Genomic DNA, 12,420 nt, shown 5'->3' with positions numbered 1-12,420 from the left:
GACCGTAAAGGGCAATGACTCACACAGTTTGCCGCGAACGCATTCGCGGGATATTTCGGGATAACAGATGTAATGGCTACGTTCACACCTTCACTCTCTGGGATAAAAGGGCGCGCGCTCTTTTCACTGCTGTTTATGGCGCCGCTGGCGCAGGCAGCAGACACCACCGCGGCTAAAGACGGCGAAACGCTTACCGTCACCGCCGATCCAAATACTGCGGCGGAAGCCACCAACGGCTATCAGCCGCTGAATACCTCCACCGCGACGTTAACCACCATGCCGATGCTGGATATCCCGCAGGTGGTCAATACCGTCAGCGATAAAGTGCTGGAGGACCAGCACGCCACCACGCTGGACGAAGCGCTCTATAACGTCAGCAACGTGGTGCAGACCAACACCCTGGGCGGCACGCAGGATGCCTTTGTGCGCCGCGGGTTTGGCGCGAACCGCGACGGGTCCATCATGACCAACGGTCTGCGCACCGTACTGCCGCGCAGCTTCAATGCCGCAACGGAGCGCGTGGAGGTGCTGAAAGGCCCGGCCTCGACCCTGTACGGCATTCTCGACCCGGGCGGCCTGATCAACGTCGTCACCAAACGCCCGGAGAAAACCTTCGGCGGCTCGATTTCTGCCACCTCTTCCAGCTTTGGCGGCGGCACCGGACAGGTCGATGTGACAGGCCCGATTGACGGCACGCGCCTGGCGTATCGCCTCACGGGCGAATATCAGGACGAGGATTACTGGCGTAATTTCGGCACCGAACGCAGCACCTTTATCGCTCCGTCGCTCACCTGGTTTGGCGACGATGCCACCGTGACCGTGCTCTATTCGCATCGTGACTATAAGACGCCGTTCGATCGCGGAACGATCTTCGATCTCAACACTAAAAAGGCCGTCGATGTCGATCGCAAAACCCGCTTTGACGAGCCGTTTAACATCACCGACGGCCAGTCCGACCTCGCTCAGCTCAATGCGGAATATCGCCTCAACAGCCAGTGGACCGCGAAGTTTGACTACAGCTACAGCCAGGACAAATACAGCGATAACCAGGCCCGCGTGATGGCCTACGATTCAAAAACCGGCAACCTGACCCGCCGCGTGGATGCGACCCAGGGCTCGACCCAGCGCATGCACAGCACCCGCGCGGATCTGCAGGGGAACGTGGATATCGCAGGCTTTTACAATGAGATCCTCACCGGCGTGTCGTATGAGAATTACGACCTGCTACGCACGGACATGATGCGCTGTAAAAACGTGAAGGATTTCAATATCTATCACCCGACATACGGCAATCTCAGTAAATGCACCACCGTGTCGGCGTCCGACAGCGACCAGACGCTCAAGCAGGAAAGCTACTCTGCGTACGCGCAGGATGCCCTGTACCTGACCGATAAGTGGATCGCCGTCGCCGGGATGCGCTACCAGTATTACACCCAGTACGCGGGCAAAGGCCGTCCGTTCAACGTCAACACCGACAGCCGCGACGAACAGTGGACGCCGAAGCTGGGGCTGGTCTATAAGCTCACGCCAGCGGTCTCGCTGTTTGCCAACTACTCGCAGACGTTTATGCCGCAGTCGTCCATTGCGAGCTACATCGGCGACCTACCGCCGGAAACGTCGAATGCTTACGAAGTGGGCGCAAAGTTCGACCTGTTCGACGGGGTTACCGCCAATATCGCGCTGTTTGATATTCATAAACGCAACGTGCTGTACAACGAAAGCGTGGGGGGTGAAACCATCGCCAAAACGGCGGGCCGCGTGCGCTCCCAGGGCGTGGAGGTGGATCTTGCCGGATCGCTGACCGAGAACACCAATATCATCGCCAGCTATGGCTATACCGACGCGAAGGTGCTGGAAGACCCGGACTATGCGGGAAAACCGCTGCCGAACGTGCCGCGCCATACCGGCTCCCTGTTCCTGACCTACGACATTCATAATGCGTTTGCCGGGAATACCCTGACGCTGGGCGGCGGCGGGCACGGCGTGAGTCGTCGTTCCGCAACCAACGGTGCGGATTATTATCTGCCGGGCTATTTCGTGGCGGATGCGTTTGCGGCGTATAAGATGAAGCTGCAGTATCCGGTGACGCTGCAGGTGAACGTGAAAAACCTGTTTGATAAGACCTACTACACCTCATCTATCGCCACCAATAATCTGGGTAATCAGATTGGCGATCCGCGCGAAGTGCAGCTGACGGTGAAGATGGAGTTTTGACGTAAAAAAGCCCGGTGGCGCTAACGCTTACCGGGCCTACGATCCATTCCCTCTCCCTGTGGGAGAGGGTTAGGGTGAGGGCATCAGGCCTCAATATCCGCCATATCGCCTTTCTCCTGTAGCCAGTTACGTCGGTCTTCCGAACGTTTCTTGGCAAGGAGCATATCCATCATGGCGTTTGTCTGCTGTTCGTCTTCGTCGCTGATCGTCAGCTGCACCAGGCGGCGTGTGTTCGGATCCAGCGTCGTTTCGCGCAGCTGCATCGGGTTCATCTCGCCCAGCCCTTTAAAGCGCTGCACGTTAGGCTTGCCCTTCTTACGCTTCAGCTGTTCCAGCACGCCCGCTTTCTCTTCTTCCGTCAGCGCGTAGTAAACCTCTTTGCCGAGGTCGATCCGGTAGAGCGGCGGCAGCGCCACGTGGACGTGACCGTTTTTCACCAGCGTGCGGAAGTGCTTCACAAACAGCGCGCACAGCAGCGTGGCGATGTGCAGACCATCGGAGTCCGCATCCGCGAGGATACAGATCTTGCCGTAGCGCAGCTGGCTCAGATCGTCGCTGTCCGGATCGATGCCGATCGCCACCGAGATATCGTGGACTTCCTGCGAGGCCAGCACTTCATCAGACGAGACCTCCCAGGTGTTCAGGATCTTACCCTTGAGGGGCATGATCGCCTGATATTCACGATCGCGCGCCTGCTTGGCCGACCCGCCCGCCGAGTCCCCTTCCACAAGGAACAGTTCGGTACGGTTGAGATCCTGCGCGGTACAGTCCGCCAGCTTGCCCGGCAGTGCAGGGCCGCTGGTCAGCTTTTTACGCACCACTTTCTTGGCGGCGCGCAGACGACGCTGGGCGCTGGAAATCGCCATTTCAGCCAGCATCTCTGCCGCCTGAACGTTCTGGTTCAGCCACAGGGTAAACGCATCTTTCACCACCCCGGAAACGAACGCCGCGCACTGGCGTGACGACAGGCGCTCTTTGGTCTGACCGGCAAACTGCGGATCCTGCATCTTCACGGAGAGCACGTAGGCACAGCGGTCCCAGATATCTTCCGCCGACAGCTTCACGCCGCGCGGCAGAATGTTGCGGTATTCGCAGAACTCACGCATCGCATCCAGCAGCCCCTGACGCAGGCCGTTGACGTGGGTACCGCCCAGCATGGTCGGGATCAGGTTAACGTAGCTTTCGGTCAGCAGCTCGCCGCCTTCCGGCAGCCACAGCAGCGCCCAGTCCACCGCTTCGGTGTCGCCGGTGAAATTGCCGACGAACGGTTTTTCCGGCAGCGTCGGCAGGCCGTTTACCGCTTCGCACAGATAGTCATTAAGGCCATCTTCGTAGCGCCAGGTCTGCTCGGTGTTGTTGACGTTGTCTTTAAACGTGATTTCCACGCCCGGACACAGCACCGCTTTGGCTTTCAGCAGGTGCGTCAGGCGGGAAACGGAAAAGCGCGGGCTGTCGAAGAAGCTTTCGTCAGGCCAGAAGTGAACGCTGGTGCCGGTGTTGCGTTTGCCGCACGTCCCGACAACCTGCAGATCCTGCACCTTCTCGCCGTTTTCAAACGCGATGTTGTACACCTGACCGTCGCGACGGACGTTCACTTCCACGCGTTTTGACAGGGCGTTGACGACAGAAATCCCCACGCCGTGCAGGCCGCCGGAGAACTGGTAGTTTTTGTTGGAGAACTTACCGCCCGCGTGCAGACGACAGAGGATCAGCTCAACGGCCGGGACGCCCTCTTCCGGGTGGATATCCACCGGCATGCCGCGCCCGTCATCAATGACTTCCAGCGACTGATCGGCGTGCAGGATGACGTCAACGCGTTTGGCATGGCCCGCCAGCGCTTCGTCCACACTGTTATCAATAACTTCCTGGCCCAGATGGTTTGGGCGCGTCGTATCGGTGTACATCCCCGGGCGGCGGCGAACCGGCTCAAGCCCGGTGAGGACCTCAATGGCATCAGCGTTATAGGTTTGCGTCATGATTTAAACTAGCAATTCGCATTGATTGTCAGTGGCTGTGCAGTCCAAGAAAATCGACAATCTGGGTGAAATGATTCTCAAAGCCCGTGAAAGCATGGTTTCCGCCCTCTTCTATAGTCTGGCGGCAGGAGGCGTAATACGCCACTGCCTGGCGGTAATCCAGCACTTCATCTCCCGTCTGCTGCAGCAGCCAGATGAGATCCGGCGCCTCGAGCGGGTCGACCTGCATAACTTTGAGATCGTAAATATGGCGTGACTCTAGCACATATTGCTGGCCGGTGTAGGGGTTCTCGTTTTCGCCAAGAAAGTCCCGCAGCAGCTCAAATGGCCGAACCGCCGGATTAACCACCACAGCGGGCAGCATGAAGCATTGTGAGAGCCAGGTGGCGTAATACCCGCCCAGCGATGAACCGACCACACCAAAGGTTTCGCCGCCGTGCGCAAGCACAATGGATTCCAGCATCTCCGCGGCCTCTGCCGGGTAAGGCGGCAGCTGAGGGATAATCATCTCAACGTCGGGGTGATGCTCGCTCAGCCACTGGCGAAACTGTGTCGCTTTTGCGGAGCGTGGCGAGCTGTTGAATCCGTGCAGATAAAGGAGCGTAGACATCAATAGCCTTCTGAAGCGGTATCCGGGCGGAATTTTGCACCGGTCAAACGGCAGACTTCCGTGGTCAGCGTGCCGTCGGCATGCAGTTCCAGCCAGCGCCAGCCTGGCGCGATGGTATCCAGCGTGAAGTTGGCGCAGTGCGGCTTAAACTGAACGCAGGTCGACGGCGTCGCCAGCATGCGGCGCCCGTTCCAGTCGAGATCCTGCTCCTGGTGAATATGCCCACACAGCAGATTTTTCACCCGCGGGAACTTCGCCAGCACGCGATCCAGCGCCGCGGAGTTGCGCAGGCTGTGCTGATCGAGCCAGCTGCAGCCCGCCGGCAGAGGGTGATGATGAAGCAACAGCAGCGTGTGGCGTTCAGGTTCAGCAGCCAGTTTGGTCTCAAGCCAGTCGAGCTGAAACTCGCTTAATTCACCGTGCGGGACGCCAAACACCTGACTGTCCAGCAGCAGGATCTGCCACTGTTCACCCGCAAAAACACATTTCGCCGGAGAAATACCCGCATCCTGAAGAGAACTGTACATAGCAGGCTGGAAGTCATGGTTTCCCGGCAGCCAGACGCAAGGCACGCTAAAGATCGCGATGCCTTCAGCAAAATGCTGGTAGGCCGCGGAAGATTGGTCCTGCGCCAGATCGCCCGTTGCGACAATCAGATCGCATGCACGGTTTTCAGCGTGAATGGCGCTCAGTACCGCCTGATAACTCTCCCAGGTGTTCACCCCCAGCAGCGTCTCATGCTTTTCGGCAAAAAGGTGGGTATCGGTGATTTGTAATATCCTGACTGGCGCCCCACCAGCAACAGTCAGGTTCAACAGGCTTTCCAAATGGTGTCCTTAGGTAGGTTTATGACGCTAACAAACCGGAATCGCCATTGCTCCATGTGCTAAACAATATCTTAGCCAGTCGGCTAAAAACTGGTTAATTTGATGCTTTTCGTCGCGTTGATGCAACTTTTTATTCGGGTAATCATACCGCGCCTTGAAGCGAAAGATCTGCTGGCTTGAACACACTTCAGCGACCATCGCATCGTGATAGAGGCGAACCGTCATCGACGGCAGGCTCCAGTAGCTAATGCTGGGTGCCGTTTGCTCAATCTCCACCAGCGTAGTGTAGCGCGTTGATTCTGTTATCGTTAATCGATACTGCGCGTTGCTCACCTGATAGCTTACCGTTTCGCCGGGTGCGTCGTTTCTCGGCAGCAGGCGGCGCAATTGTGCGAAATTGGTTTCGCACAGGCGCATCATTTCTGGGAAGTCAGGCGTATAGCGCTTCATTTTTTCCACTCGTTTCGTAATGTCTGATAATGCAGCTGTAGCCATTGCAGGGCGATGACAGACGCTGCGTTGTCGATTTTCCCCTCTTCTACCCACTGGTAAGCCTGTTCCCGGCTTACCACATGAACCCGAATATCTTCGTTTTCATCAGCCAGACCGTGAATACCTTCTGCGGTCGTGGCGTCCACTTCGCCCACCATTATGGATAAGCGTTCGCTGGTGCCTCCCGGGCTTGCCAGATAGCTCAGCACCGGTTTGGTACGGCCGACCACCAGCCCCGCCTCTTCCAGCGCCTCGCGCCGGGCGACGTCCTCGACCGACTCGCCTTCTTCGATCATCCCGGCCACCATCTCCAGCAGCCACGGGCTCTCACTGACGTCATAAGCGGCGATGCGGATCTGCTCCACCAGCACAACTTCGTCACGCACTGGGTCAAAGGGTAGCAAGACTGCCGCATGCCCGCGCTCAAAAATTTCGCGTCTGATTTCGCCGCTCATTTCCCCGTTAAACAGGCGATGCCTGAAACGGTAAAGATCCATTGAAAAAAAACCGCTATAAAGCGTTTCTCGTGCAATAATTTCTACATCGTTTTTGGCGAAAGTCACGGGCAACTTATCTGGTTTTTGCATGAGTCGAGTCCTGGTAGCAATGGTGATGAAATTGTGAATTTCAAGGCTGTTTGGCTGCCGTTTGTAAGGCTATATGGTAGATTGGTGCAAATTACCGCCAGATGGCACGTAACGCCAACCTTTTGGTATGGAAGATTCTGTTAGAATCGGCAATTATTTTTTAATTAGATCAGCGCTAATACTGCTTCACAACAAGGAATGCAAATGAAGAAATTGCTCCCCATCCTTATCGGCCTGAGCCTGACGGGCTTCAGTGCAATGAGCCAGGCGGAAAACCTGTTACAGGTCTACCAGCAGGCACGTCTGGGCAACCCTGATTTACGTAAATCAGCGGCCGATCGTGATGCTGCGTTTGAAAAGATTAACGAAGCGCGTAGCCCCTTGCTGCCACAGTTAGGTTTAGGTGCAGATTATACCTACAGCAACGGTTTCCGCGACGCTAACGGCGTTAACTCCAATGCTACCAGCGCCTCACTGCAATTGACACAGACGCTGTTTGATATGTCCAAATGGCGTGCCCTGACCCTGCAGGAAAAAAGCGCGGGCATCCAGGATGTGACCTATCAGACCGACCAGCAGACGCTGATCCTGAACACGGCCACGGCGTACTTCAACGTGCTGAGCGCGATTGACGCACTCTCCTACACCGAAGCGCAGAAACAGGCGATTTACCGCCAGTTAGATCAAACTACCCAGCGCTTCAATGTGGGTCTGGTGGCGATCACCGACGTGCAGAACGCCCGTTCACAGTACGACACCGTGCTGGCCAACGAAGTGACCGCGCGTAACAACCTCGATAACGCGCTGGAATCCCTGCGTCAGGTCACCGGGAATTACTATCCTGAGCTGGCCTCCCTGAACGTCGACAGCTTCAAAACGGATAAGCCGCAGGCCGTTAACGCCCTGCTGAAAGAGGCGGAAAACCGCAACCTGAGTTTGCTGCAGGCGCGTCTGAGCCAGGACCTGGCCCGCGAGCAAATTCGTCAGGCGCAGGACGGCCATCTGCCAACCCTGAGCCTGAGCGCCTCTACCGGTGTTTCTGATACGACCTATAGCGGCTCTAAAACCAATACGTCCCAGTATGACGACAGCAACTTAGGTCAGAATAAAGTGGGTCTGAGCTTCTCTCTGCCGCTGTACCAGGGCGGTCAGGTTAACTCCCAGGTGAAACAGGCGCAGTACAACTTTGTTGGCGCGAGCGAGCAGCTGGAAAGCGCCCACCGCAACGTGGTGCAGACCGTACGTTCGTCCTTCAACAACGTGAACGCCTCGATCAGCAGCATCAACGCCTATAAACAGGCCGTTGTGTCTGCACAGAGCTCCCTGGACGCGATGGAAGCGGGTTACTCGGTCGGTACACGTACTATTGTTGACGTGCTCGACGCGACCACCACGCTGTACAACGCGAAGCAGCAGCTCTCGAGCGCGCGTTACCAGTACCTGATTAACCAGCTGAACATTAAACAGGCTCTGGGTACGCTGAACGAGCAAGACCTGCAGATGCTGAACAGCGCGCTGGGCAAACCGGTCTCTACCTCTCCGGAGAGCGTCGCACCTGAGAATCCTGATCAGGTTGCTGCGGTTGATAACTTCAACGCTAACAGCAACACCCCTGCTGCACAGCCTGCTGCCGCGCGTACCGCTGCGCCTGCCAGCAAAGGCAATAATCCGTTCCGTAATTAAGCATTGCCCGATGGCGCTTCGCTTATCGGGCCTACTGAATCGTAGGCCGGGTAAGCGCAGCGCCACCCGGCGCAAAATCACATCCGAACGTAAGCCAACGTAAAGATCCCCCTGATTCCGCCCCTCTTCGCTTCATTTTCAACCACTCATCCTCTATCCTGAGCGTTATTACCACTGGGTCCAGGAAGACAAAGATGAAACGGACAAAATCTATAAATCACGCTTCGTTCCGCAAGAGCTGGAACGCGCGTCACCTCACCCCTGTTGCGCTGGCGGTCACGGCTGTCTTTATGCTGGCAGGCTGTGAGAAAAATGACGAAACGGTTTCGCTGTATCAAAACGCAGACGACTGCTCTGCCGCAACCGGCAAAGCCGCCGAGTGTAAAACGGCTTATACGAGCGCGCTGAAAGAAGCAGAACGTACCGCGCCGAAATATGCCTCACGCGAAGACTGCGTGGCGGAATTCGGTGAAGGTCAGTGCCAGCAGGCCCCGGCCCAGGCCGGCACTGCGCCAGAAAATCAGGCGCAGGCACAGTCCAGCGGCAGCTTCTGGATGCCGCTGATGGCAGGCTACATGATGGGTCGCCTGATGGGCGGCGGTGCAGGCTACCAGCAGCAGCCGCTGTTTAGCTCGAAAAACCCGACCAGCCCGGCTTACGGTCAATATACCGATGCCAGCGGCAAAGGCTACGGCGCAGCGACGCCTGGCCGCACCGTGACGGTACCGAAAACGGCAATGGCGCCGAAGCCTGCGACAACCAGCACCATCACCCGCGGCGGGTTTGGTGAATCGGTGGCGAAGCAGACCAGCATGCAGCGCAGCGCGACAGGCACCTCCTCTACTCGCTCAATGGGCGGCTGATCATGGAACGAGTCAGTATCACCGAGCGCCCGGACTGGCGTGAAAAAGCCACCGAGTACGGTTTTAACTTCCACACCATGTACGGCGAGCCGTACTGGTGTGAAGACGCTTACTACAAGCTCACGCTGGCCCAGGTTGAGAAGCTGGAAGAGGTGACGGCCGAGCTGCATCAGATGTGCCTGAAGGTCGTGGAAAAGGTCATCGACAGCGACGAGCTGATGGCCAAGTTCCGCATTCCAAAGCACACCTGGAGCTTTGTCCGCCAGTCGTGGAAAACAAATCAGCCTTCGCTTTACTCTCGCCTGGATCTGGCGTGGGACGGCAAAGGTGAACCGAAGCTGCTGGAAAACAACGCCGATACCCCAACGTCCCTGTACGAAGCGGCGTTCTTCCAGTGGATCTGGCTGGAAGACCAGGCCAATGCCGGAAACCTGCCGGAAGGCAGCGACCAGTTCAACAGCCTGCAGGAGAAGCTGATCGAGCGCTTCGCCGAGCTGCGCGAGCAGTTTGGCTTCAACCTGCTGCATCTTGCCTGCTGCCGCGACACGGAAGAAGACCGTGGCACGGTTCAGTATCTGCAGGACTGCGCTGCCGAAGCGGAGGTGGCGACCGAGTTCCTCTATATCGAGGATATCGGCCTGGGTGAAAAAGGTCAGTTTACGGATACGCAGGATCAGGTGATCAGCAACCTGTTCAAGCTCTACCCGTGGGAGTATATGCTGCGCGAGATGTTCTCCACCAAGCTGGAAGACGCGGGCGTGCGCTGGCTGGAACCGGCCTGGAAGAGCATTATCTCTAACAAAGCCCTGCTGCCGATGCTCTGGGAGATGTTCCCGAATCACCCTAACCTGCTGCCAGCGTATTTTGCGGAAGATGATTACCCGCAAATGGAGAAATACGTCGTTAAGCCGATCTTCTCCCGCGAAGGCGCGAACGTGTCGATTATCGAAAACGGTAAGACGCTGGAAGCGGTTGAAGGGCCGTACGGCGAAGAAGGGATGATCGTCCAGGAGTTCTGGCAGCTGCCGAAATTTGGCGACAGCTATACGCTGATTGGCAGCTGGCTCATCAACGATCAACCGGCCGGGATTGGCATTCGCGAAGATCGCGCGCTGATCACGCAGGATCTGTCACGGTTCTATCCGCATATTTTTGTGGAGTAAGACTGCGGCCTGATGCCCTCCCCCCGTCTTCTCCCACAGGGAGAGGGTGCAAACACAAAAAAACGGCAACCTGAGGTTGCCGTTTTGCTTTTATTATCCCACCTGCACCGACAGCATACTCAGACTTCCCATCTCAATACCGTCGACCGGGATCGTAACCGGCTCCTGACCGTCCCACGCGCCAAGCACGTACAGCAGCGGCAGGAAATGCTCCGGCGTCGGGTTAGAGAGCGAACCGCCCTCATGATCCAGATAGTTCACCAGCGGATGCTCCTCAGCCGGCCCCTGCCACGTCAGGTTCGCTTTAACGTAGTCGTTAAAAGCGGTCGCCCACGGGTAAGGCGTATTCTCACCGTGCCAGCGCGCCGTACGCAGGTTGTGCACCACGTTGCCGCTTGCCACCAGCATGATGCCTTCATCACGAAGCGTTGCCAGCTTGCGGCCCATCTCCAGATGCCAGGCGGCCGGTTTGGTGCTGTCGATGCTCAGCTGCACCATCGGGATATCCGCATCAGGATACATTTTAATCAGCACGCCCCACGAGCCGTGGTCAAAACCCCAGGCTTCTTTATCCAGCGTTACAGGGACAGGCGCCAGCAGATCCACCAGCCTTTGTGCCAGCTCAGGCGAGCCGGGGGCTGGATAATGCGTGTCATACAGCGCCTGCGGGAAGCCGCCAAAATCATGAATGGTTTTTGGCGCTTCCATGGCAGTCACGCCCGTTCCACGGGTGAACCAGTGCGCGGATACCACCACAATCGCTTTTGGACGCGGCAACGTCTCGCCCAGATGACGCCAGGCACGGGTATAGACGTTGTCTTCCAGGACGTTCATTGGGCTGCCGTGGCCTAAAAACAGGGCTGGCATACGGGAAGAAGCCATGATGATATCCTTACAGAAGGTGTCAATTTAATGGTGCTACATTACGCGCAATCCGGCAAAGATGAACGCAGATAAGCGTGAAGATCATCATCAGGAAATTTGAATGTAAGGAATGTGTAAAGCCGGGGTTCGCCCCTCGCTTTGCCAGAAATGAATCATTTATATTAATGAGAATCATTATCACAAGGAGTTATGCATGTCAGTCCCCTTGATCCTGACCATACTCGCGGGCGCCGCGACCTTTATCGGTGCGATCCTCGGCGTACTTGGTCAAAAGCCCTCTAACCGCGTGCTGGCCTTCTCGCTGGGCTTTGCTGCCGGGATCATGCTGCTCATCTCCCTGATGGAGATGCTGCCTGCCGCGCTGGGCACAGAAGGCATGTCTCCGCTGCTGGGCTACGGCATGTTTGTCTTTGGCCTGCTGGGATACTTTGCCCTCGACCGTATGCTACCGCACGCGCATCCGCAGGATTTAATGCAGAAAAACGTGACGCCTATGCCGCGCAATATCAAGCGTACCGCCGTGCTATTAACGCTTGGTATCAGTCTGCATAATTTCCCGGAAGGGATCGCCACCTACGTGACGGCCAGCAGCAATCTGGAAATGGGCTTTGGCATCGCGCTGGCGGTGGCCTTACACAATATTCCTGAAGGACTGGCCGTCGCCGGACCGGTGTATGCCGCCACGGGCTCAAAACGCACCGCGGTGTTCTGGGCAGGTATTTCCGGGATGGCCGAAATCCTTGGAGGGGTGCTGGCGTGGTTGATCCTCGGAAGTCTGGTCTCCCCTGTGGTGATGGCTGCCATTATGGCCGCGGTTGCCGGGATCATGGTTGCGCTCTCCGTCGATGAGCTCATGCCGCTGGCAAAAGAGATCGATCCCAATAACAACCCCAGCTATGGCGTACTGTGCGGAATGTCGGTAATGGGGTTTAGCCTGGTGTTATTACAATCGGCGGGTATCGGTTAGCATTAACCTGCCTCCGTGTCATACGGAGGCAGGTTTGCGAAACGTTAATATACAGATAAAAATGCGCTATTCTGTTGTCAAAAATACGCTTCTAATAAATAATATTATTTAATAGAAATAAACTTATAAAATTCAATAATTATATTATCTAAG

The 12,420-nt window shown here is 56.7% G+C and carries 11 protein-coding genes; 5 read left to right on the top strand and 6 right to left on the bottom strand.

Annotation, left to right across the window (positions count from 1 at the left end; genetic code table 11):
• The first annotated feature begins 72 nt into the window (after positions 1-72).
• Positions 73-2,214, top strand: coding sequence for a TonB-dependent siderophore receptor (locus P349_RS08245; RefSeq protein ID WP_032650256.1), 2,142 nt, complete (start codon positions 73-75; stop codon positions 2,212-2,214).
• Between the two features lie 83 nt (positions 2,215-2,297).
• Here the strand turns inward: P349_RS08245 and parE are convergent, their stop codons facing one another.
• From parE to nudF, 5 genes are read right to left on the bottom strand one after another with little or no spacing between them, the layout of a single operon-like run.
• A complete protein-coding gene (parE, locus tag P349_RS08250) occupies positions 2,298-4,190 on the bottom strand; it encodes a DNA topoisomerase IV subunit B (protein WP_032650257.1) in 1,893 nt (630 codons plus the stop codon).
• A gap of 28 nt (positions 4,191-4,218) precedes the next feature.
• Positions 4,219-4,800: an esterase YqiA gene (yqiA, locus tag P349_RS08255; protein WP_008502976.1), complete on the bottom strand. Its 582-nt coding sequence runs from the start codon at positions 4,798-4,800 to the stop codon at positions 4,219-4,221.
• The gene (gene cpdA, locus P349_RS08260; protein WP_032650258.1) at positions 4,800-5,627 is read right to left on the bottom strand and encodes a 3',5'-cyclic-AMP phosphodiesterase; all 828 of its coding nucleotides are present in this window, start codon (positions 5,625-5,627) and stop codon (positions 4,800-4,802) included. The genes yqiA and cpdA overlap by 1 nt, the downstream gene beginning before the upstream one ends.
• Positions 5,628-5,654: 27 nt before the next feature.
• The gene (locus tag P349_RS08265) at positions 5,655-6,077 is read right to left on the bottom strand and encodes a DUF1249 family protein (protein WP_003862516.1); all 423 of its coding nucleotides are present in this window, start codon (positions 6,075-6,077) and stop codon (positions 5,655-5,657) included.
• Positions 6,074-6,706: an ADP-ribose diphosphatase gene (gene nudF, locus P349_RS08270; protein ID WP_024906492.1), complete on the bottom strand. Its 633-nt coding sequence runs from the start codon at positions 6,704-6,706 to the stop codon at positions 6,074-6,076. Before nudF ends, P349_RS08265 begins: the two co-directional genes overlap by 4 nt.
• A 204-nt stretch (positions 6,707-6,910) precedes the next feature.
• Here nudF and tolC point away from each other — a divergent pair, with 204 nt between their 5' ends.
• The 3 genes from tolC (at position 6,911) to P349_RS08285 (ending at position 10,415) form a co-directional block, all read left to right on the top strand.
• Entirely contained in the window at positions 6,911-8,389 is a 1,479-nt protein-coding gene (tolC, locus tag P349_RS08275) for an outer membrane channel protein TolC (RefSeq protein ID WP_032650259.1), read from the top strand.
• A 194-nt stretch (positions 8,390-8,583) separates the two neighbouring features.
• Positions 8,584-9,252, top strand: coding sequence for a DUF1190 family protein (locus P349_RS08280; protein WP_032650260.1), 669 nt, complete (start codon positions 8,584-8,586; stop codon positions 9,250-9,252).
• 2 nt (positions 9,253-9,254) lie between these two features.
• Positions 9,255-10,415: a glutathionylspermidine synthase family protein gene (locus P349_RS08285; RefSeq protein ID WP_032650261.1), complete on the top strand. Its 1,161-nt coding sequence runs from the start codon at positions 9,255-9,257 to the stop codon at positions 10,413-10,415.
• 93 nt (positions 10,416-10,508) lie between these two features.
• Here the strand turns inward: P349_RS08285 and ygiD are convergent, their stop codons facing one another.
• A complete protein-coding gene (gene ygiD / locus P349_RS08290) occupies positions 10,509-11,297 on the bottom strand; it encodes a 4,5-DOPA dioxygenase extradiol (RefSeq protein WP_032650262.1) in 789 nt (262 codons plus the stop codon).
• Between the two features lie 196 nt (positions 11,298-11,493).
• Here ygiD and zupT point away from each other — a divergent pair, with 196 nt between their 5' ends.
• Positions 11,494-12,267 (top strand): zinc transporter ZupT, encoded by a 774-nt coding sequence (gene zupT / locus P349_RS08295; protein ID WP_032650263.1) that lies wholly within the window; start codon positions 11,494-11,496, stop codon positions 12,265-12,267.
• The last annotated feature ends 153 nt before the right edge of the window (positions 12,268-12,420 follow it).

Source organism: Enterobacter sp. DC4 (assembly GCF_000568095.1).
Taxonomy (GTDB): Bacteria; Pseudomonadota; Gammaproteobacteria; order Enterobacterales; family Enterobacteriaceae; genus Enterobacter; species Enterobacter pseudoroggenkampii.
The sequence above is the reverse complement of the archived record's forward strand: the minus strand, read 5'-3'. Positions and strand labels throughout refer to the sequence as shown.